Raw genomic sequence first — 22,724 nt, 5'->3', positions numbered from 1 at the left:
ACTCACACCTGGAAAACCGGCACAGGATTGCACCAACGGTCCTTGTATTCACGATCGGCACGACCGAAGGAGAAACGCAGTGGCTTGTTCAGGGCACGGGCCTGTTCCCAGGCACTCTGGGTGTTGAGAAAACTCAGCACGCTGCCGGGGCTGAACTCACGAGTCTCGGGGTCTACCCCACCGTTCACGTACTCGACGCTGATCCACTCCGGCGCTTCGACCCGGTAGATCAGTTGCACGGCAATCGGCGCGTCGTTGAGGAAGATCACCGAACCGATCAGCAGCTCGCGCAGGCGCTCCAGCACCTCGGCCATACGTTCGGCACCGGTGGCGGCAAAGCCCCAGCGGCGCTGGAACAGGTCGCAGTAGATCGCCGCCAGCTCGGGGCTGCTGAAATCACTGACCGGGCGTACAACCCCGCCCGCCTCTTCCAGCAGGCGCAGCTCACGACGCTGGTTGTAACGAAACTTCTTCGACAGCTCTTCCGGCGTCCTGGCCATGGCCAGCTGTTCAGCCTGGGGCTTGAGGCCGGTCAGGCGCCCCTCGTTCAATGCGGACAGGTAACGCCCACGATGACGCAACATCGCCTGAGCATCGGCAGCGGCGGGCAGGATCAGCTCGGCATTGCCGATATCGAACAGGCCCTTCTTGCCGGCCCGCTTGAGCACGTCCTTGGACAGCGCCAGGTCGCGCCCCCAGGTGGCAATGGCCGCCTGTAATTGGCCGTTGCGTTCCCAGGCCAGGTAGCGCACCGGGATCTGCGCCAGGTCCGCCAACTGCTCCACCACCAGGGGATGGGTTGCCACACTGCCACCGAACCGCTGCCAGGCATCGGCGTAGGTCGATGCGTCAATGACTGACCAGCCACGTTCGCGCCAGCCTTGAAATCGATTGAGCATCAGCCCCTCGCGGTCAGATCGGTGACTTGCGGCAAACGCCAGAATACGTCGCGTACAGCACGGTCGGAGAAGCGCTCGCGCAGGCGATCGAGCATCAGCTCGGCACAGACCCGGCGCTGGTGATCGTCCATCGCGGCCAGATGTTGAAGCCCCTGGGCCATATGTTCAACGTCGCCCAGGGGGAACAGGATGCCCACCCCCTCGACCACTTCCCGGGCACCGCCACAGGCGGTGGCCAGCAGCGGCACGCCGGCGGCCATGGCCTCCAGCAGGACCATGCCAAAAGGCTCGTGGTCGGAGCTCAAGGCAAACACATCGAAGGCGCGGAAATAGCGTCGGGCCTGAGGCACCTGCCCGAGGAACAGCACGCGATCGGCAATCCCCAGCTCGCGGGCCAGGGACTTCAGGTCTTTTTCCAGACGCCCGGTTCCGAGAATCGCCAGTTGGCTGTGCGGCGGCAATTGCGGCAAAGCCGCGGCAAAGCCACGCAGCAAGGTGGCCTGGTCCTTGTCCGGATGCAGGCGCCCGACGTTGCCGACAATCCAGGCATCGGCGGACAGGCCCAGCTCGCTGCGCGCCTGGGCAGCGCTCAGTTGCTCGGCCTGCAGTGCCTCAAGGTCGATACGGTTGTACAGGGTCTGAATGCGCTGCGCCGGCCATTTCGGTAGGCAGGCACGCATGTCGTCACGCACCGCATCGGACACCCCGAGCAGGCTCAGGCGCTTACGGAACAGTTGGGCGAAGAGCTTGCGGCTGCCGCGCTTGTAATCGGAAAACGCATGATGGACACCGATCACCGGCAAGCCGGTACCGAGCAAGGCGATATAGATCGGCTTGAAGCGGTGAGCGATGCAGAAGCTGAAATTGCGTGACGCGGCGATCTTGCGCAGGTCGCGGATGGCGCCCAGCTTCAGGCCGCGGATGGCCTTGGAGCTGTATTCCATGAACAGCACTTCATCAGACGCACAGCCCGCGGCGACATCGGCATCGGCGGCCCCGGTGAGAAACACCGTGGTCACTCGATAGCCGCTGCCCGCGAACAGGTTGGCGTATTGCCGGGCACAGTCCAGGAACGGCCCGTCATAGCCGTGGCAGAACTGCAGCACATGGCGTTCAGCCGAGCGTGTCATAAGGGTCCACGCCGTCTTTGACCACCAGAATGTCTTCCATGATCAGGTACTGCAGGTCGGACCCGTAGAACATGTTCAGGGCATCGGTGGGCGAACAGATCATCGGTTCGCCACGGCGGTTCAACGAGGTGTTCAGCGACACGCCGTTGCCGGTCAGTACTTCCAGGGCCTTCATCATGTCGTAGTAGCGCGGGTTGTATTCGCGCTTGAGCACCTGGGCCCGGGACGTGCCGTCCTCGTGGACCACTTCCGGTACCCGGGTCTTCCACTCTTCAGCCACTTCGAAGGTGAAGGTCATGAACGGCGCCGGGTGATCGACCTTGATCATCTGCGGGCCGACGGTGTCGAGCATCGACGGGCAGAAAGGCCTCCAGCGCTCGCGGAACTTGATCTGTTCGTTGATCCGGTCGGCCACGCCAGTGGCGCTCGGGCAACCGATGATCGAACGGCCGCCCAGGGCACGCGGACCGAACTCCATGCGGCCCTGGAACCATGCCACCGGGTTGCCATCCACCATGATCTTGGCGATACGCTCCGGGGTGTTGTCGATCTGCCGCCAGGCTGGCTTGTTCGGGTGGCGGGCACAGGCCGCGATCACGTCTTCATTGCTGTAGGACGGGCCGAGATAGACATGCTCCATCTTCTCTACCGGCACCCCACGGGCATGGGAAACGTACGCCGCGGCACCAACGGCGGTACCGGCGTCGCCGGAAGCCGGCTGCACGAACAGCTCCTTGACCTCGGGACGGGCAATGATCTTCTGGTTCAGCTTGACGTTCAGCGCACAGCCGCCGGCGAAGGCCAGCTTGCCGGTTTCCTTGAGGATGTCGCCCAGGTAATGGTCGATCATCTGCAGGGCCAGCTTCTCGAACAGCGCCTGCATGCTCGCCGCGTAGTGGATGTACGGCTCGTCGGCGATGTCGCCTTCGCGCTTGGGACCCAGCCACTCGATGAGTTTTGGCGAGAAGTAGAAACCCTTGCCCTTCTCTTTGTAGCGACGCAGGCCGATGACGTTGGCGTAATCGGTGTTGATCACCAGCTCGCCGTTTTCAAAACTGGCCAGGCGCGAGAAATCGTATTTGCTGGCATCGCCGTACGGCGCCATGCCCATGACCTTGAACTCGCCGTCGAGCATCTCGAAGCCGAGGAACTCGGTGATCGCGCCATAGAGGCCGCCCAGGGAGTCCGGGTCGAAGAATTCCTTGATCTTGTGGATCTTGCCGTTTTCGCCGTAGCCGAAGAAGGTGGTGGCGTACTCACCCTTGCCGTCGATCCCGAGGATCGCGGTCTTCTCCTTGAAGCCCGAGCAGTGGTAGGCACTGGAGGCGTGGGCCAGGTGGTGTTCCACCGGCTCGATCTTGACCTTTTTCGGGTCGAAGCCCAGCTGCTCCAGGCACCAGACGATCTTATTGCGGTAGCGCTTGTAGCGACGGTTACCCATCAGGATCGCGTCCAGGGCGCGGTCCGGGGCGTACCAGTAGCGCTTGGCGTAGTGCCAGCGAGCCTTGCCGAAGAGGCTGATCGGGGCAAACGGAATCGCGACTACGTCAACGTCGGAAGGCTTGATCCCGGCCTGCTCCAGGCAGAATTTCGCCGACTCGTAGGGCATGCGGTTCTTTGCATGTTTGTCGCGCACGAAACGCTCTTCTTCAGCGGCGGCAATCAGCTTGCCGTCGATATACAGGGCCGCTGAAGGATCATGGCTAAGGGCGCCGGACAGGCCAAGAATCGTCAATGCCACAGGGGTCTAGCCTCGTTTAGTCTGCATGCGGGCGCGATGCGCCTTGAAAATGAAGTGTGCTCGCAAGGGGCGAGAAACAACGAAAGGGCGGGATTATAACGTAAAAGCAGGTGCAAGCCTCTAGCGGCGAGCGCCAAGCCTGGGTTGGCACCCGCCGCGCGCCGTGGCCGCGGCGCAGGCAGCGGCCATGGGTCGCAGGTCAGGCCTCGGTGCCCTGGGCCGTCTTGGGCAGGCGCTGGTCAATCACTTGATACAAATTGCTGTCTTGTGGCCAATTGCGCATGAATCGCGCGCGATCACGGGCATAAGCCGGGGCAAAGCTGCTCAGGCTGGAGTGCTGGCACATGGAGTCGAGGTCTATCAGCGCCCAGCGACCCTCTTGCCAGAACAGGTTGTGGCCCTTGAAGTCACCATGGCTGATGCGCTCCTTGATCAGCTCGGCAAACAGCTGGTCCAGCGCCAGCAATTCCGGCTCCGGGGCTTGCCCGCTGTCCACGAAGGGTGCAAAGCGCTCGATGATGTCCGGCCCTGGCAGATGCTCGGTCACCAGGTAGGCGCTGCGCCGCAGCCACAGGAAACGCCGCTCCAGCAAGGCCAGAGGCTTGGGCGTGGCAATGCCCAGGAACGCCAGGCGATTGCCTTCGCGCCAGGAATGCCAGGCCCGGCTCGGGCGCCAAAAGCGCTTGAGCCAGTGAGCAAAGCCCTTGATGTTGTAGCGCTTGATCACCAGCGGCCGGCCCGCAACCTCGACCCGCCCCACACTGGCCGCGCCACCGGTCTTGTACAGATGGCCCTGATCCAGCAGGGCGTCGGCCTGCTCCAGCACCGGCAGCATCGCCGCCTCTTCCTCACGGCGGATCGCGCGCAAGGCGAACGGGCCGCGCTGCACGCTGAACAGCGTGCACTCGCGGCCGACCTTGTTGAGAAAGTCCCGCAGGCGCCAGCCCCGGACCTTGTTCACCTGCTTCTGCAGGGCTTCCAGGGGCAAGGCATGTTCGGCGTTGCTCAACAGGTAGTGCACCAGCAACTCTTCGGTGAACGGCTCCAGGCTCTTGGGCAACTGGGCGAAGAATACCCCGAGGTTCTCCAGGACCTTCTGCCGGGACAGGGGCTTGCCCGCCTCTTCGACACAGATCCCCGCCCCATCGATCAAATACAGCCGGCCATCATGGCGCAGCAGATTGTCCAGGTGCAGGTCCGACTGCCAGAGGCCCTTGGCGTGCAACTGGCCAATAGCCCCGAGGGCCTCGGCCAGCACCTCAGCCTGCTCGTCGGCCAGCACCGGCAGAGCTTCCACTTGCTTCCAGGCGTCGCCCAGGCTTTGTGCGCCCTGCAGTAACTCGAACAGCAGCCAGCCGCCCTCACCTTCCTGCAAACCGTCCGCCAGCAGCAAGGGCGTCGTCAGCCCTTGTCCTGCCAGCAGGCGCACACCCTGCAATTCTCGCTGGAAATGCCGAGCGGCCTTGGAGCCCACCAGCAGCTTGGCCAGCACCGGACGCCCGCGCCAGACCCCGGCCCCCACGTAACGCTGCCCCGGTAGCACCCGCAACAGGCTCAGCAACTGCAACTGTGCCGGGCCGGCGGCGTCCGCCAATTCAAGGCTCAAGGGCAGCGTCGGGCTGCGCCCGCTGTTCTTCAGTTCGGACAGGCGCATCAGCGTGCCCCCTTGTGGCTACGCCGAGCACTGAGCCGCGCCACCCAGGCATCCACCAGGGAGCTGTCCTGAGGCTGGCCCACATAGGCCGCCAGCAGGCTGCGCACCTCATCGCTACTCCACACCGCAGCCCGGCGCAGCAAGGGTTCCAGATCCTTGACCCGATCACGCTGGCCAAACAGCAGGGGCCGGGTCTTTTCCAGGTCGATCAACTGCGCCTGATACCCATCGCCCGCGGCCCGCAGGAAAATATGCTTGGGATAGAAACAGCCATGCACCTGGCGCAAGCCGTGCAGCTGCCGGGCCAGTTGCCCGCAAGCCTGGAGCACCGCCTGCCGCTGATGCTCGCTGAGCCGGTCCCACTGCAACAGCAGCGCATCCAGGTCATCCCAGCCATCCAGGGCCCGGGTCACAAGGATCGCCCGGGACTCGCCATCGACCTTGCGCATACCGAAGAACACCGCTTGCAAGGCCGGAATGCCCAACTGCTGGTAGCGGCGGATATTGCGAAATTCACGGGCGAAACTCGGCTCGCCAAAGGGCCGGTGCAGGGTCCGGGTCAGGTAGTTGGTCTGGCGCTTGAGGTAGAACCCCTGCCCTTCCACATCCAGGCGAAACACACTGCTGCTGCCGCCACGACCGGTATTGGGTTCATCCACCGCTTCCAATTGGGTGGCCCAGAGCTGGTCGAAAGTGCCGAGGCCATTGCGCTCCAGCAGCGCACGCTCCTCGGACGCCAGAAAATCAGTCATTCACGCCCCTCGAAAAATCTCACCACGTGGCGAATACGCTCCTTGTCGGCGGCACTCAAGTGATCACGCTGACGGTATTGCAGGTAGAAACGCAGGCGCTGGGTGGCCGACAGATGGTATTTGGCCACCTTATCCAGACAGGCCAGGTCCTTGGTGATCCGGTACTTGAGCCAGAAACCACGCCAGAAATCGCCGTTCGGGCAATCGATCAGGTACAACCGGTCCTGGTCGTCGACCAGCAGGTTGCGCCACTTCAAATCATTGTGGGTAAAGCGGTGGTCATGCATGACCCGGGTGTAAGCGGCCAACTGACGGCTGACGCCATCCACCCAACGACGGTCCTGCAGACGCGGGTCGTTGCGTTCGGCCAGCACCGAGAGATCCTCGGTACGCGGCAGCTCCCGGGTGATCATCGCCCCCCGGGAATAGGCCAGGCAGCGACGCTCCAGGCCCCAGGCCACCACATCGGCGGTGGGAATGCCCCATTTGGCGAAGCGCTTGAGGTTCTGCCACTCGAACTTGACCCGGGGCTTGCCCAGGTAGCGCCGCAGATTCTTGCCGGCGCCGGTATAGCGCTTGACGTAATAGTTGACGCCACCACGCTCGACGCGGATGACTTCGGACAACGGATCCCGGGTCAGGTGCTCGCCCTGCAGGGCAAACACCGCTTCCAGACTGCCGAAATCCTCCGCCAACGCCTGATAGGCCGGGTCCAGGTTCCAGCTCGCCATCAGAGTGCATCTCCGTACCGTTGCTTGCGGGCGTAGAGCTTTTCCGCCTTGCCTTCGAGCCAGGCCAGCAGTGCGGCCTCCTCGGCCAGAATCTGCCGCAACGGCTGCTGGAAGTAGCCCTTGAGAAAGCGCAGCTTGTCGCGGCGCGTCAGGCCGATATCCAGGGCCGAGAAATACAGCGCCGCCAGATCCTTGTTGCGCCAGCGCTGAGTGATCTTCGGCCGGGTCTGGGCCCGGTGCAGGTCGATCACCGAGAGCTTGAGCCCTTCGGGAGTGACAGGCCGATCGGTGTGCAGCAGGAAGTGGCAGATATAGCAGTCGCGGTGGTTGACCCCGGCGCGATGCATCATGCCGGTCATGCGCGCTACTTCGGCGATCAGCGCGCGCTTGAGCGCAGGCGCCGGCGGCTGCTTGACCCAGCCGATGCTGAAATCTTCGAGGCTGACGGTCGGCGCCAGTTCCTCGGTGACGATGAACGAATGCTGGTCTGCCGGATTGGCCCCACGCTCGCCGTAGGCCACGGCGGTCATGGTGGGCACGCCCACCTGATGCAGGCGCTCCAGGGCGCGCCATTCCTGGCCGGCGCCGAGCACCGGCAGTTTGGCGGTGACCAGGTTCTTGACGATCTCGCCCCAGCCGATCCCACGATGGATCTTCACGAAATAACCGCGGCCGTCGACTTCCGTACGCAAGGTACGGCGCGCTTCCAGCTCACGGTAGACCTGGCCCTTCAGGCCCTCGACAGCGTCGAACGCATCGCGTCCGGCCCAGAGGCTCTTGAAGGGTTCGGCAAGCATCAACTTCATCGGTGTTGCTCCGCCAGAATCACATCCGCAGCGTGCTGCGGCATGCTGTAAAGGTCGGCCGTCTCGGCGAACGCCAGGCCATTTCGGCTCCAGGTCGCGCGTGCAGCGTCGTCGGTCAACATGGTGGTGAGGTATTGATTGAGCTGCGCCTGTTCCAGCGGCTCATCCAGCACCAGGCCGCTCTGGGCCTCGGCAATGTAATGGGCATAACCGCAGACCGCGCTGACCAGCACCGGCAGGCCGGCCACCAGGGCCTCCAGCAATACGGTGCCGGTGTTTTCGTTGTAGGCCGGGTGAATCAGCAGGTCGGCGCCCAGCAAGAACCGCGGGATATCGCTGCGGCCCTTCATGAACTGCACCTGGTCGCTCAACCCCAGCGCAGCACTTTGTACCTGGAATACCTTGGGGTCGTCCTGGCCGATTACAAACAGCCGGGTGCGTTTTTTCAGCGCCGAGGGCAATGCCGCCAGGGCCTTGAGGCTGCGGTCCACACCCTTGGTCTTGAACCCGGAACCGATCTGCACCAGCAGCAGGTCGTCATCCTTGAGCTTGAATTCGCGACGAAAATCCGCCCGGATCTCGGCGGCGTTGGCCGGTGCCCGGCGGTCCTGGGCGATCCCCGGCGGCAGCAGATGGAAGCGCTCCAGCGGGGTGTCGTAGTGCTTGATGAACAGCGGCTGCTGGACCTCGGAGATCATCAGGATCTCGGTCTTGGCGTCCTTGGCGAACACCGCGCGCTCGTACTCGGCAAAGTGCCGGTAACGGCCCCAGCGCCGGTACAGGGAGTGCCGCAGGTTCTGTGCCTTGTCCTCGAAACAGCCATCGGCGGCGTAGTACACGTCCAGCCCCGGCATCTTGTTGAAACCCACCAGCCGGTCCACCGGGCGCTTGGCCAGGTCGGCCTCCATCCAGGCGCTGAGCTTTTCATTGCGACGATGGTTGAACAGCGCCTTGACCGGCGCCACCAGCACTTCGAAACCGGGAGGGATATCGCCTTCCCAGATCAGGGTGTAGACACGGATCTGATGCCCGCGCCGCTGGCACTCCAGGGCGATGCGCATGAAATCGCGCTGCAGGCCGCCGAAGGGGAAATACTTATAAAGGACAAAAGCCAATTGCATCAGCGCGGCTCCTCAGCCAGTAACAGGGTGCTCAGTCGGCTGGCGACACGCTCGGGATTCAGGCGAGTGAAGCACAGCGGCCACTCGCGTTTGAGGTCATAACGCTGCTGGTCCACAGCGGTGGGCTGATAGGTGCATTTCTTCTGCAGGCACGGCGCGCACGGGAAGTTGCTGCCCAGGTGGATCTGCACCCGGCCATAGGCGCCGGTCAGCCCCGGGTTGGTCGGCCCAAACAGTGAGATGGTCGGTACATCCAGTGCCGCGGCGAGGTGGCCCAGCCCGGTGTCCACGGCCACGCAGGCCTGGGCATCGGCCAGCACCTTGGCGACCCCGGCCAGGTTTAGCTTCGGCAGCACCGTGGCGTTTTTCAGGCCGCTGGCGATGCGCTCGGCTCGAGCCTTTTCCGCGGGGTTGCCCCAGGGCAGCTTGACCTCGACGCCGAGCATGCCCATGCGTTCGGTCAGCTCGCGCCAGTAGGCCTCGGGCCAGTGCTTGGTGTCCCAGGTGGTGCCATGCAGGAACAGCACGAAGGGCTTCTTGCGCGGCAACTCCACGAGTTTTTCGACGTTCAGGCCATAGTCGCCCAGGCCCTGGGGCAGGTCGTAGCCCAGGGCCACGGCGAACAGTTGGCGCACGCGCTCCACCGCGTGCTGCCCACGGGCCACCGCCAGGCGCCGGGAATAGAAGCGTGAAGCCAGAGGCTCGCGGGCCGAGTTCTTGTCCAGCCCAGCCACCGGGGCACGCACGTAACGCGTCAGCCAGGCACTCTTGAGCAGGCCCTGGGCATCGATCACCAGGTCGTACTTGGTCGAGCGCACGCTCTGCTTGAAGCGCCGCCACTCGCCACTCTTGATGGTCTGCCAGATGTTCTTGCGCCAGCGACGGATCGCCACCGGTATCACCTTGCCGACCGCCGGATGCCAGGTGGGAATTTCGGCAAAGCCTTCTTCCACCACCCAGTCGAACTTGATCCCGGGGATGGCTCGCGCGGCATCGGTCAGCGCCGGCAATGCATGGATCACATCCCCCAGGGACGAGGTCTTGATCAACAGTACCCGCAACTTATTGAACCTCGACCACGGTGCCCTGCAACCGCTGCAGGGCTTCGTTCACCGGCTGCGGCAACAACTGGCGCAGGCAGTTGTAATGGCCGAAGCGGCAGGTGCGGTCAAAGCACGGGCTGCATTCGATCCCCAGCCGTACTACCTCGACCCGATCGGCCAGGGGCGGGGTGAAGCCCGGCGAAGTGGAGCCGTACACCGCCACCAGCGGGCGATTGAGCGCCGCAGCCACGTGCATCAACCCGGAATCGTTGGACACCACCGAGTCGGCGCAGGACAGCAGATCGATGGCCTCGGCCAGGGACGTTTCGCCACTGAGGTTGCTCGATTCCTCGCGCAGGCCGGGAATCAGCCGCCCGCGAATCTCTTCGCCCACAGCATGGTCATTCTTCGAGCCGAACAGCCAGACCTGCCAGCCTTCGCGGATCTTCGCCTCGGCGACCTGGGCGTAGTGCTCGGACGGCCAGCGCTTGGCTTCGCCGAACTCCGCCCCCGGGCACAGTGCCAGCACCGGGCGGTCCAGGCTCAGGCCGAACTTGGCCAGGGCCGCGTCCCGGCTTTGCGGATCGATCTGCAGGCTCGGGCGCGGATAAGGCTTGGGCAGCTCGGTCCCCGGCTCATAGGCCAGGGCCATGAAACGCTCGATCATCAGCGGATAACGTTCTTTGTCGAGCTTGCGCACGTCATTGAGCAGGCCGTAGCGGAACTCGCCGCGCCAGCCGGTGCGCTTGGGAATGCCGGCAAAAAACGGCACCAGCGCCGACTTCAGCGAGTTGGGCAGCAGGATCGCCTGATCGTACTGGCCAGCCAGGGACTTGCCGATCCGCCGGCGGGTCGCCAGTTCCAGGGCGCCATGGCCCAGGGGAAAGCTCAGGGCCCGACGCACCTGGGGCATGCGTTCGAGGATCGGCCGGCTCCACTCGGGGGCCAGCACGTCGATCTCGCATTGTGGATGACGCTGTTTCAGGCACTCGAAGAGTGTCTGCGCCATCACCATGTCACCGACCCAACTGGGCCCAACGATCAGAATATTCATGTGGTTTCCATAAACGAACCGGGGAGGCATACGCCTCCCCGCCTCGAGAATCCAGCACCGCGGCCTTCACCGCCGGTTCAGTTTGGGCGAGCCGGCAAGGCCCGCCGAATACATGGTTGGCCTTCTCAGGCCGCTTAGCTTAGCCCCAGCTCACGCCAAATTCGTAACACTTCCCGTCGTTCGGTCACAAATTGATCACCGGTAATGATTCCGGCCTCATTCTGCAACGCCTGCCGGTGAGCCGCGGAACGGTAGGCCTTGTAGACCTCGCGCAGCAGGCTGGCATCGCTCGCGGGCATCAGCCCGACTTGCTCCAGACCTTCCAGGATGCGGATGTTATCGGTATAGCGCAGCAGTGACGGGTGCTCTTCGGACCACGCCAGGGCCGCGTATTGCACCATAAATTCGATATCGACGATACCTCCGGCGTCCTGCTTGAGGTCGAACGGCGCCGTGGCTTCGAAGGCATTGGCTGCGGTTCCGGCGGCGGTCAGGCGGCTGCCCAGGTTGTCGCGCATCTTGGCCCGCATCTCGCTGACTTCCTGGCGCAGCTTGGGCAGGTCGCGTTTTTTCCCCAGCACCGCGGCCCTGACCTTTTCAAAGGCCTGGCCCACATCCTGGCTGCCCACCAGCACCCGCGCCCGCACCAGCGCCTGGTGCTCCCAGGTCCAGGCCTCGTTCTCCTGATAGCGGGCAAAGGCCCCCAGGGAACTCACCAGCAACCCCGAAGCGCCGGAAGGCCGCAGGCGCATATCCACCTCATAGAGCTGGCCGGAGTTGGTCTGGGTGGTCAGCAGGTGAATGATGCGCTGCCCCAGCCGGGTGAAGAACTGCGCACCGTCTATGGGTTTGGGCCCGTCGGTTTCCGCCTGGGGGTCGCCATCATGGATGAACACCAGGTCCAGGTCGGAACCGTGGCCCAGCTCGATGCCGCCGACCTTGCCGTAACCGACAATGATGAAGCCCGGGTCGCACAAGGTGCCATCGGTACGCAGCGGTGCACCATGCTTGGACACCGTCTGGCGCCAGGCCAGGGCCAGCACCTGCTCCAGGATCGCTTCGGCGAGCCAGGTCAGGTAATCGCTGACTTTCATTAAAGGCAGGCTGCCGGCGATCTCCGAGGCGGCCACTCGCAGGCGGTGGGCCAGCTTGAAGTGGCGCAGGGCTTCCATCTGCTGCTCCAGGTCATCCTCGGGAATGCGCGTCAGGCGCTCGCGCAACTCGGCAGCCAGTTCCGGCGCCAGGGGCGGCTTGAACAGACGCCCCTCGTTGAGCAGTTCATCCAGCAGCAGGGGGAAGCGGGTGATTTGCTCGGCGATCCACGGGCTGGCGGCGCATAAGGTCAGCAGACGACGTAGAGCCCCAGGGTTCTCGGTGAGCAGCACCAGATAGGCCGAACGCCGCGCCACGGCTTCCACCAGCGGCAGCACTCGCTCCAGCACCAGGTCCGGATTGGCGTGCTCCACCGCCTGGGCCAGCAACCGCGGAATAAAGGCATCCAGACGTTCGCGTCCCAGGCGTTGCATGGCACGCAGCTGCGGGCTGCCCCGCAGACCGGCCAGGGCTCGCAGGGCCTTGGGCGCATCGACGAAGCCGCCCTCCTGCAACTGGCGGCAGGCGGCCTCCTCGTCCTGGGCTTCCTCCCACAGCGGCAGCCATTCGCCACCCACCACCACTTCGCTTTCGGCGCCTTCATCCTCATCCGGGTCGGCGATGACCTGACGGAAGTGCCAATCTACCCGGCCGCGCCAGTGCATCAACTGTTCATGGAAGGCGTTCCAATCGGCAAAGCCCAGCATGAAGGCGATCCGCGCCTGATCCTGGGGATTGTCCGGAAGCATCTGCGTCTGGCGATCGGCGATGGCCTGAATCGCGTGCTCGGTATAGCGCAGGAACTCATAGCCTTCGCGCAGCTCGCTGATCACGGCAGGCGGCAGGTAGCCCTGCCCTTCCAGAGTGCCCAGCACCTTTAATAGAGGACGCTGCTGCAGGCTCAGGTCGCGTCCGCCATGGATCAGCTGGAAAGCCTGGGCGATGAACTCGACCTCGCGGATCCCCCCCGAGCCCAGCTTGATATTGTCGGCCATGCCCTTGCGCCGGACTTCCTGCTGGATCAGCTGCTTCATGGTGCGCAGCGCCTCGATGGCGGAAAAGTCCAGGTAACGGCGATAGACGAAAGGCCGCAGCATGTCCAGTAACTGCGCACCGGCGGCCTGATCCCCTGCCACCACCCGGGCCTTGATCATGGCGTAGCGCTCCCAGTCGCGCCCCTGATCCTGGTAGTACTGCTCCAGCGCATTGAAGCTCAACACCAGGGCACCGGCAGAACCATAGGGCCGCAGGCGCATGTCGACGCGGAACACGAACCCGTCGACGGTCATCGGGTCCAGGGCCTTGATCAGGCGCTGCCCGAGGCGGATGAAGAACTCCTGATTATCCAGGGGCCGCTTGACGCCGACGGTCTCGCCGCCTTCGGGGTAGGCGAAGATCAGGTCGATGTCCGACGACAGGTTGAGTTCCACCGCCCCCAGCTTTCCCATGCCGAGGATCACCATCTGCTGCGGCTCGCCGCTGCGCCCGCCGGTGGGCACGCCGAACTGCTGGGTGTGACGCAGATACAACCATTGATAGGCCTGGTCGATGCAGGCGTCGGCCAGATCGGAAAGGTCGCGGCAGGTCTGCACCAGATCCGCCTGGCGGGTCAGGTCGCGCCAGATGATCCGCACCTGCTGACGGGTGCGCTGGCGCCGCAGCACGCGCCCCAATTGATCCTCGCTCTCGGCCGCCCGCACCGCGGCGGCGATTTGCGCGCACAACTCCCCAGGCGCGAATGGGCGGTCCAGCTCGCCGCTGCGCACCAGCTCCAGCAACATCAAAGGGTCACGCAGGCTCTGTTCAATGACAAAGTCGCTGGCGGCGCCCACCCGGGCGAACTCCGCCCAGCGTTCGGCGCTCCAGTCGGCCAACCCGGGATCGCCTTCCAGGGCCGCGACGGCGCCACGCAACGACTGCTCTGCGCGGCTGACCAATGGCAAGAGAATCGCGGGAACGGGGGCAAGCGCGGGCAGGCTCATGGGCTATCCTTGATCGGCGTGGAAAATGCGGGCGGGGACGGATGTCGCGGGCAGGTCGCCTGATGGACTGTCGAACAAAAGTTAGAAATAGCTGAAAATAGGTTTTTTTTGGCAGCCGGCATTAATTTTTTACCTATTCCCGTTAGTCACCGACCAACAGTAACGATTATTCTCACAACGCAGCAGGAGGCCATAAGCCGCTCTTCTGTAGTTTTACTACTCGTATATACATTCGAAAGGCTGAAATGGCCGACGATTTGTAGTAAAACTACACGCCGCCGGATCAACCTCCGGCAATCCAAGAATTTATAATCGTCTGCCCACAAGGCCAGTCGCAAACTCAGGCAACCGATTCTGGAAGCCTTTCCGCCCTGGAGCAAGCCATGCAAGACCTCGATCCCGTCGAAACCCAGGAATGGCTGGACGCCCTGGAATCGGTTCTCGACAAAGAAGGCGAAGACCGTGCTCACTATCTGATGACCCGTATGGGCGAACTCGCGACCCGCAGCGGCTCGCAACTGCCCTACGCCATCACCACGCCGTACCGCAACACGATTCCCGTCACCCACGAAGCACGCATGCCTGGCGACCTGTTCATGGAACGCCGCATTCGCTCGCTGGTACGTTGGAACGCGTTGGCCATGGTCATGCGTACGAACCTGAAAGATTCTGACCTGGGCGGTCACATCTCCAGCTTCGCCTCCAGCGCCACCTTGTATGACATCGGCTTCAACTACTTCTTCCAGGCCCCGACCGACGAACACGGCGGCGACCTGATCTACTTCCAGGGTCACGCATCGCCTGGCGTCTACGCCCGTGCGTTCATGGAAGGCCGCATCACCGAAGACCAGATGAACAACTTCCGCCAGGAAGTCGATGGCAATGGCCTGTCGTCCTACCCGCACCCTTGGCTGATGCCTGACTTCTGGCAGTTCCCGACCGTTTCCATGGGTCTGGGCCCGATCCAGGCGATCTACCAGGCGCGCTTCATGAAGTACCTGGAAGCCCGTGGCTTCATCCCTGCCGGCAAACAGAAAGTCTGGTGCTTCATGGGCGACGGCGAGTGCGACGAGCCGGAATCCCTGGGCGCGATCTCCCTGGCCGGCCGCGAGAAGCTGGACAACCTGATCTTCGTCATCAACTGCAACCTGCAGCGCCTCGACGGCCCGGTTCGCGGCAACGGCAAGATCATCCAGGAACTCGAAGGCGTGTTCCGTGGCGCCCAGTGGAACGTCAACAAGGTGGTCTGGGGCCGTTTCTGGGACCCACTGCTGGCCAAGGACGTCGACGGCATCCTGCAGCGCCGCATGGACGAAGTCATCGACGGCGAGTACCAGAACTACAAGGCCAAGGACGGCGCGTTCGTCCGCGAGCACTTCTTCAACACCCCTGAACTCAAGGCGATGGTTGCCGATCTGTCCGACGACGAGATCTGGAAACTCAACCGTGGCGGCCATGACCCGTACAAGGTCTATGCGGCCTACCACGAGGCGGTCAACCACAAAGAGCAGCCGACCGTCATCCTGGCCAAGACCATCAAGGGTTATGGCACCGGCGCCGGCGAAGCGAAGAACACCGCGCACAACACCAAAAAAGTCGACGTCGACAGCCTGAAGCTGTTCCGCGACCGTTTCGACATTCCGGTGAAAGACGACGACATCGAGAACCTGCCGTTCTTCAAACCAGAAGAAGGCAGCGCCGAAGCCCGCTACCTGAGCGAGCGTCGTGCCGCACTGGGCGGTTTCGTGCCGCAGCGTCGCGCCAAGAGCTTCAGCGTCCCGACTCCGCCATTGGATACCCTCAAGGCCATCCTCGACGGCTCGGGCGACCGTGAAATCTCCACCACCATGGCCTTCGTGCGGATCCTCGCGCAGCTGGTCAAGGACAAGGAAATCGGCCAGCGCATCGTGCCGATCATCCCGGACGAAGCCCGTACCTTCGGTATGGAAGGCATGTTCCGCCAGTTAGGCATCTACTCCTCCGTCGGCCAGCTCTACGAGCCAGTCGATAAAGACCAGGTGATGTTCTACCGCGAAGACAAGAAGGGCCAGATCCTCGAAGAAGGCATCAACGAAGCGGGCGCCATGAGCTCCTTCATCGCTGCCGGTACTTCGTACTCCAGCCACAACCAGCCAATGCTGCCGTTCTACATCTTCTATTCGATGTTCGGCTTCCAGCGTATCGGCGACCTGGCCTGGGCTGCCGGCGACAGCCGTACCCGCGGCTTCCTGATCGGCGGTACTGCCGGGCGCACCACCCTCAACGGGGAAGGCCTGCAGCACGAAGACGGTCACAGCCACATGCTGGCCGGGACCATCCCGAACTGCCGCACCTTTGATCCGACCTACGGCTACGAGCTGGCGGTGATCATCCAGGACGGCATGAAGAAGATGACCGAAGAGCAACAGGACGTCTTCTACTACATCACCGTGATGAACGAGTCCTACCAGCAGCCAGCCATGCCGGCCGGTGTCGAGGAAGGCATCATCAAGGGCATGTACCTGCTGGAAGAAGACACCCGCGAGGCCGCGCACCACGTGCAACTGATGGGCTCCGGCACCATCCTGCGCGAAGTTCGCGAAGCCGCGAAGATCCTGCGTGACGAGTTCAACGTCGCTGCCGACGTCTGGAGCGTGACCAGCTTCAACGAACTGCGCCGCGACGGCCTGGCCGTGGAACGCAGCAACCGCCTGCACCCTGGCCAGAAGCCGAAGCTGAGCTACGTCGAAGAGTGCCTGAACGGCCGCAAGGGTCCGGTCATCGCCTCCACCGACTACATGAAGCTGTTCGCCGAACAGATCCGCCAGTGGGTCCCATCCAAGGAGTTCAAAGTCCTGGGCACCGACGGTTTCGGCCGCAGCGACAGCCGCAAGAAACTGCGTCACTTCTTCGAAGTAGACCGTCATTTCGTGGTGTTGGCAGCCCTGGAAGCCTTGGCTGACCGTGGTGACATCGAACCTAAGGTCGTGGCTGAAGCCATCACCAAGTTCGGTATCAACCCGGAAAAACGCAACCCACTGGACTGCTGAGGAGACTTTCTGTGAGCGAACTCATTCGCGTACCTGACATCGGCAGCGGTGAAGGTGAAGTAATCGAACTGTTTGTGAAGGTCGGCGACCGTATCGAAGCCGACCAGAGCATCCTGACCCTGGAATCGGACAAGGCCAGCATGGAAGTGCCGGCCCCGAAAGCCGGCGTCATCAAGAGCCTCAAGGTGAAGCTGGGCGACCGTCTGAAAGAAGGCGACGAACTGCTCGAACTGGAAGTCGAGGGCGCCGCTACTGCGGCCCCGGCGGCTGCTCCTGCGGCAAAAGCTGAAGCCAAACCGGCGGCTGCTCCTGCCGCAGCCCCAGCCCCTGCTGCCGCTTCGGTTCAGCAAGTGCACGTGCCGGACATCGGTTCGTCGGGCAAGGCCCAGATCATCGAGATCCAGGTCAAGGTCGGCGACAAGGTCGAGGCTGATCAATCGCTGATCACCCTGGAATCCGACAAGGCAAGCATGGAAATCCCGTCGCCTGCCGCTGGCGTGGTCAAGGCCATCAGCGTCAAGCTCAACGACGAAGTCGGCACCGGCGACCTGATCCTGGACCTGGAAGTGGCGGGTGCTGCGGCTCCTGCTGCCGCTCCGGCCCAGGCTGCGGCTCCAGCCGCTGCCGCTGCGCCTGCTCCTGCAGCAGCCCCGGCTGCTCCAGTGGCTGACAGTGTTCAGGACATCCACGTTCCGGACATCGGTTCGGCCGGCAAGGCCAAGATCATCGAAGTGCTGGTCAAGGCTGGCGACAGCGTTGAAGCCGACCAGTCGCTGATTACCCTGGAATCCGACAAGGCGAGCATGGAAATTCCATCGCCTGCCGCTGGCGTGGTGGAAAGCGTTTCCATCAAGTTGGACGACGAAGTCGGCACCGGCGATCTGATCCTCAAGCTGAAAGTCAAAGGCGCAGCGCCTGCTGCTGCTCCGGCTGCGGCTGCCGCGCCAAGCGCTCCGGCTCCAGCCGCCGCTGCTGCCCCGGCTGCCGCTGCACCTGCTGTCGCCCCGGCCGCCGCACCTGCCAAGCCAGGCGCGAAAGTTCACGCCGGCCCGGCCGTGCGTCAACTGGCCCGTGAATTCGGCGTCGAGTTGAGCGCTGTCGGCGCCAGCGGCCCGCACGGTCGCATCCTGAAAGAAGACGTGCAGGTCTACGTCAAGGCCATGATGCAGAAGGCCAAGGAAGCGCCAGCTGCTGGCGGCGCAACCGGTGGCGCGGGCATCCCGCCGATTCCGGTCGTGGACTTCAGCCGCTTCGGTGAAATCGAAGAAGTGCCGATGACCCGCCTGATGCAGGCCGGCGCCGCCAACCTGCACCGCAGCTGGCTGAACGTGCCACACGTGACTCAGTTCGACTCGGCCGACATCACCGAGCTGGAAGCTTTCCGCGTTGCACAGAAGGCCGTGGCCGAGAAGGCCGGCGTCAAGCTGACCATCCTGCCGCTGCTGCTCAAGTCCTGTGCCCACCTGCTCAAGGAACTGCCGGACTTCAACAGCTCCCTGGCGCCAAGCGGCAAGGCGATCATCCGCAAAAAGTACGTGAACATCGGCTTCGCCGTGGACACTCCGGATGGCCTGCTGGTACCGGTGATCAAGGACGTCGACCAGAAGAGCCTGCTGCAACTGGCGGCCGAGGCGGCTTCCCTGGCGGAAAAAGCCCGCACCAAGAAGCTCTCCGCGGACGAGATGCAAGGCGCCTGCTTCACCATCTCCAGCCTCGGGCACATTGGCGGCACCGGTTTCACGCCGATCGTCAACGCGCCGGAAGTGGCGATCCTCGGTGTTTCCAAGGCCACCATCCAGCCAGTCTGGGACGGCAAGACCTTCCAGCCGAAACTGATGCTGCCACTGTCCCTGTCCTACGATCACCGTGTGATCAACGGCGCGGCCGCCGCACGCTTCACCAAGCGCCTGAGCGACCTGCTGGCGGACATCCGCACCATTCTGCTGTAACCCGCGTACCGGCCCTCCTGTCATGGGCGGGCCGGTAGCGCACGCTTTCCGAGCGCCACGCTCGTACCTCAACCCCGTCAATTTGGCGGGGCTTTTTTTGCCAGAAAAACGTCGCCAATTGCCCGTCAGTGCACGACGTTAAACAGCAAAAAAGTTACTTTGCAGAAATCCTTCTGCCTGCCGATACAGGTTTATAGCACTTAGCCTTCATCTTACTTGTCAGTCGATGCGCCATGATGCAACCTTGCCGCAGGCAACAGTAAAGAGGGCGTGAGCCCGGCGCGATCAGCAATTTCGAAGCGAGTTTCCCCATGAAAAGCCAACCCGATGCCGCCAGCCGTATGGCGGCCGAGGTAGTGACGCAGTTGCCTGTGCCCTCGCGGCTCGGCATGTTGCGTTTCGAACGGCTGAATGAAGCGAGCTGGGCGCTGCTGTTTCTCGATCCCAATTGCGAACGCCAGTTCGGCCTGCCCGCCGTCGAACTCTGCGCCCTGGTCGGCTCGCCCTATGCCAGCCTGATGGAGCCCGAAGCCCGCTATCAGTTGCACGACACCATCCAGCAGCAACTGAGCAACAGCTCCCATTACCTGATCCGCTATACCCTGCACACCGCCCAGGGGCCCTTGAGCATCCTCGAGCTGGGCGAAGCCTACAAACAGCACAACCGGCACCTGCTGCGCGGCTACCTGTTGGTGGTCGAAGGGCTGTTCAGCGATGCTTCGGCGCTGCCGGCACTGGATCTGGAAACCCAGAACACCCGCCTGCAGATCGCCCTGGAACTCAACCAGCGGGCCCAGCAGGAGCAATTGCAGCACCTGGAACGGGTGCGTGCGCAGCAGGATTTGATCCTGCTCCTGACCCGCCAGCGCTACAGCACCGGCAATTCGTTGAAGGAAGCTGCCGAACTGATTACCCGCAGCGCCTGCGACATCTACCAGATCGACTGCGCCAGCATCTGGAACCTGGAAGACCAGCAACTGGTGCCGATTGCCGCCTATCACCGCGGCCCCCAGGAATACCGCATGCCGGAGCCCATCGACGCCAGCAGCTTTCCCGACTACCTGGAAGCCCTGCACAGCTGCCGCGCCATCGACGCGCAGAACGCCATGCGCGACCCGCGAACCCGGGAGATGGCCGAGAGCCTGCGCCCGCGGGACGTCAACGCCATGCTCGACGCCAGCATCCGCATCGACGGCCAGGTGGTCGGGGTGCTGTGCCTGGAACAGACCGGCATGACCCGGGCCTGGCAGTCCGACGAGATCGCCTTCGCCGGCGAACTGGCAGACCAGTTCGCCCAGGTCATCAACAATCACAACCGGCGGGCCGCTACCAGCGCCCTGCACCTGTTCCAGCGCGCCGTGGAACAGAGCGCCAACGCCTTCCTGCTGGTCAATTGCGACGGCGTGGTGGAGTACGTCAACCCCAGCTTCACGGCGATCACCCAATACAGCACCGAAGAGGTCCATGGCCACCGCCTGTCCGAACTGCCGGCCCTGGAAAACCTCAGCGAGCTGCTGTTCGACGCTCCGTCCAGCCTGGCCAAGAGCAACAGCTGGCAGGGCGAGTTCAAAAGCCGGCGCAAGAACCTGGAGCCTTACTGGGGCCAGCTGTCGATCTCCAAGGTGTATGGCGACAACCGCGAGCTGACCCACTACATCGGCATCTATGAAGACATCACCCAGACCAAGCTCGCCCAGCAGCGCATCGAGCGCCTGGCCTACACCGACAACCTGACCAACCTGGGCAACCGCCCCGCCTTCATCCGCAACCTCGATGAACGCTTTGCCCGAGACAGCGATACCCCGATCAGCCTGCTGCTGGTGGACATCGACAATTTCAAGCGGATCAACGACAGCCTCGGCCACCAGACCGGCGACAAACTGCTGATCAGCCTGGCCCGGCGCCTGCGCAACAGCCTGAGCCCCAGCGGCAGCCTGGCGCGCTTCGCCAGCAACGAATTCGCCGTGCTGCTGGACAACACCGACCTGGAAACCGGGCAACAGATCGCCAGCCAGTTGCTGATGACCCTGGACAAGCCGATGTTCGTCGACAACCAGTTGATCAGCGTCACCGGCTCCGTGGGCCTGGCCAGTGCGCCGCTGCACGGCCGTGACCCGCAGACCCTGATGCGCAACGCCGGCCTGGCCCTGCACAAGGCCAAGGCCAACGGCAAGCACCAGGTGCAGGTGTTCACCGAGGCGCTGAACGCCGAGGCCAGCTACAAACTGTTCGTCGAGAACAACCTGCGCCGCGCCCTGACCCAGAACGAGCTGGACGTGTTCTACCAGCCCAAGCTGTGCCTGCGCAGCGGCCGCCTGCTGGGCATGGAGGCGCTGCTGCGCTGGAACCATCCGGAAAAGGGCATGATCCGCCCCGACCAGTTCATCAGCGTGGCGGAAGAAACCGGCCTGATCATCCCCATCGGCAAGTGGATCGCCCGCCAGGCCTGCCGCATGAGCAAGCAACTGACCGCCGCCGGCATGGGCAACCTGCACGTGGCCATCAACCTGTCGCCCAAGCAGTTTTCCGACCCGGACCTGGTGGCCTCCATCGCCAGCATCCTCAAGGAAGAACAGCTGCCCTCCTCGCTGCTGGAGCTTGAGCTAACAGAGGGCCTGCTGCTGGAAGCCACCGACGACACCCACCAGCAGCTGGAACAACTGAAAAAACTCGGCCTGACCCTGGCCATGGACGACTTCGGCACCGGCTATTCGTCCCTGAGTTACCTGAAGAAATTCCCCATCGATATCATCAAGATCGATCGCAGCTTCATCCACGAGATCCCCGACAACCAGGACGACATGGAAATCACCTCCGCGGTGATCGCCATGGCCCACAACCTGAAGATCAAGGTGGTCGCCGAAGGCATCGAGACCGCCGAGCAACTGGCCTTCCTGCGCCGCCACCGCTGCGACGTGGGCCAGGGCTACCTGTTCGACCGGCCGATTCCCGGCTCCGAGCTAATTGCCAAGCTCAAGCGTTATCCTCGTGGCCCGATTGCCTGACAGCGCTGTAACACTTGGGCAAACTGCGTGTCTGATTAATTACTCGATCCCACCCTGACTGAGAGGACTGATCATGGTTCTGCGCTCGGAAATTCTGGTGAACAAAAACGTGCTACCGACCAAAGAACAAGCTCTGCCTGGCCGCGAAACCCCGATGACTCTGCCTGAAAAGCACTTTGTCTTCGAAGACACCCCGCTGCTTGGCCCGTTCTTCCAGGACGTCGACTTCGCGATCTTCGGCCTGGGCTGTTTCTGGGGCGCCGAACGCCGCTTCTGGCAGCGCGAGGGCGTGGTCAGCACCGTGGTCGGTTACGCCGGCGGCTTCACCCCGAACCCGACCTATGAAGAGGTCTGCTCGGGCTTAACCGGCCACACCGAAGTGGTGCTCGTGGTGTATGACAAGGCCAAGGTCAGCTACAAAGAACTGCTGGCAATGTTCTGGGAGCTGCACAACCCGACCCAGGGCATGCGCCAGGGCAATGATATCGGCACCCAGTACCGCTCGGTGATCTACGCCACCAATCCGACCCAGCTGGAGCAGGCGCTGCACAGCAGGGACGTGTTCCAGGCGGAGCTGACCAAGGCCGGCCTGGGCACCATCACCACGGAAATCGAAGAAGCGCCGACCGTGTACTTCGCCGAGGCTTACCACCAGCAGTACCTGGCGAAGAACCCTGAAGGCTATTGCGGGATCGGCGGCACCGGCGTGACCTGCCCGATCTGAGTCCTTGGGCCG

15 protein-coding genes are annotated in these 22,724 nt (G+C 63.3%); 4 read left to right on the top strand and 11 right to left on the bottom strand.

Annotated features, from left to right (window positions below):
• Positions 1 to 2: 2 nt before the first annotated feature.
• The 11 genes from ABCR88_RS02685 to glnE form a co-directional block, all read right to left on the bottom strand.
• Positions 3 to 899: an antimicrobial resistance protein Mig-14 gene (locus ABCR88_RS02685; RefSeq protein WP_232644017.1), complete on the bottom strand. Its 897-nt coding sequence runs from the start codon at positions 897 to 899 to the stop codon at positions 3 to 5.
• On the bottom strand, positions 899 to 2,029 hold the full coding sequence (locus tag ABCR88_RS02680) for a glycosyltransferase (protein WP_011058892.1): 1,131 nt from the start codon (positions 2,027 to 2,029) through the stop codon (positions 899 to 901). Before ABCR88_RS02680 ends, ABCR88_RS02685 begins: the two co-directional genes overlap by 1 nt.
• Positions 2,013 to 3,770, bottom strand: coding sequence for a carbamoyltransferase (locus ABCR88_RS02675; protein WP_015633912.1), 1,758 nt, complete (start codon positions 3,768 to 3,770; stop codon positions 2,013 to 2,015). The genes ABCR88_RS02680 and ABCR88_RS02675 overlap by 17 nt, the downstream gene beginning before the upstream one ends.
• A 199-nt stretch (positions 3,771 to 3,969) precedes the next feature.
• Positions 3,970 to 5,424 carry a lipopolysaccharide kinase InaA family protein gene (locus tag ABCR88_RS02670; RefSeq protein WP_236185770.1) on the bottom strand — a complete coding sequence of 485 codons (1,455 nt, stop codon included), beginning with the start codon at positions 5,422 to 5,424 and terminating at the stop codon, positions 3,970 to 3,972.
• Positions 5,424 to 6,176, bottom strand: coding sequence for a lipopolysaccharide kinase InaA family protein (locus ABCR88_RS02665; RefSeq protein ID WP_232644014.1), 753 nt, complete (start codon positions 6,174 to 6,176; stop codon positions 5,424 to 5,426). Before ABCR88_RS02665 ends, ABCR88_RS02670 begins: the two co-directional genes overlap by 1 nt.
• Positions 6,173 to 6,907, bottom strand: a complete 735-nt coding sequence (locus ABCR88_RS02660; protein WP_011058888.1) for a lipopolysaccharide kinase InaA family protein — start codon at positions 6,905 to 6,907, stop codon at positions 6,173 to 6,175. Before ABCR88_RS02660 ends, ABCR88_RS02665 begins: the two co-directional genes overlap by 4 nt.
• Positions 6,907 to 7,713, bottom strand: coding sequence for a lipopolysaccharide core heptose(I) kinase RfaP (rfaP, locus tag ABCR88_RS02655; RefSeq protein WP_011058887.1), 807 nt, complete (start codon positions 7,711 to 7,713; stop codon positions 6,907 to 6,909). The genes ABCR88_RS02660 and rfaP overlap by 1 nt, the downstream gene beginning before the upstream one ends.
• The gene (locus tag ABCR88_RS02650) at positions 7,710 to 8,834 is read right to left on the bottom strand and encodes a glycosyltransferase family 4 protein (RefSeq protein WP_194237400.1); all 1,125 of its coding nucleotides are present in this window, start codon (positions 8,832 to 8,834) and stop codon (positions 7,710 to 7,712) included. The genes rfaP and ABCR88_RS02650 overlap by 4 nt, the downstream gene beginning before the upstream one ends.
• Entirely contained in the window at positions 8,834 to 9,895 is a 1,062-nt protein-coding gene (gene waaC, locus ABCR88_RS02645; protein WP_011058885.1) for a lipopolysaccharide heptosyltransferase I, read from the bottom strand. The genes ABCR88_RS02650 and waaC overlap by 1 nt, the downstream gene beginning before the upstream one ends.
• Position 9,896: 1 nt before the next feature.
• Positions 9,897 to 10,931, bottom strand: coding sequence for a lipopolysaccharide heptosyltransferase II (gene waaF, locus ABCR88_RS02640; protein WP_041751920.1), 1,035 nt, complete (start codon positions 10,929 to 10,931; stop codon positions 9,897 to 9,899).
• Between the two features lie 134 nt (positions 10,932 to 11,065).
• Positions 11,066 to 14,005 carry a bifunctional [glutamate--ammonia ligase]-adenylyl-L-tyrosine phosphorylase/[glutamate--ammonia-ligase] adenylyltransferase gene (gene glnE, locus ABCR88_RS02635; RefSeq protein ID WP_041115402.1) on the bottom strand — a complete coding sequence of 980 codons (2,940 nt, stop codon included), beginning with the start codon at positions 14,003 to 14,005 and terminating at the stop codon, positions 11,066 to 11,068.
• Between the two features lie 383 nt (positions 14,006 to 14,388).
• Between glnE and aceE the strand changes: the two genes are divergently transcribed.
• The 4 genes from aceE (at position 14,389) to msrA (ending at position 22,712) form a co-directional block, all read left to right on the top strand.
• A complete protein-coding gene (aceE, locus tag ABCR88_RS02630; protein WP_011058882.1) occupies positions 14,389 to 17,034 on the top strand; it encodes a pyruvate dehydrogenase (acetyl-transferring), homodimeric type in 2,646 nt (881 codons plus the stop codon).
• A gap of 11 nt (positions 17,035 to 17,045) precedes the next feature.
• Complete coding sequence (aceF, locus tag ABCR88_RS02625) at positions 17,046 to 18,983, top strand: dihydrolipoyllysine-residue acetyltransferase (RefSeq protein WP_350404090.1); 1,938 nt, start codon at positions 17,046 to 17,048, stop codon at positions 18,981 to 18,983.
• 311 nt (positions 18,984 to 19,294) lie between these two features.
• A complete protein-coding gene (locus ABCR88_RS02620) occupies positions 19,295 to 21,988 on the top strand; it encodes a GGDEF and EAL domain-containing protein (protein WP_041115398.1) in 2,694 nt (897 codons plus the stop codon).
• A 73-nt stretch (positions 21,989 to 22,061) separates the two neighbouring features.
• Positions 22,062 to 22,712, top strand: a complete 651-nt coding sequence (gene msrA / locus ABCR88_RS02615) for a peptide-methionine (S)-S-oxide reductase MsrA (protein ID WP_041115396.1) — start codon at positions 22,062 to 22,064, stop codon at positions 22,710 to 22,712.
• The last annotated feature ends 12 nt before the right edge of the window (positions 22,713 to 22,724 follow it).

Source organism: Pseudomonas sp. W17 (genome assembly GCF_040268305.1).
GTDB lineage: Bacteria > Pseudomonadota > Gammaproteobacteria > Pseudomonadales > Pseudomonadaceae > Aquipseudomonas > Aquipseudomonas protegens.
This window is presented reverse-complemented; position numbering and strand designations above follow the sequence as displayed.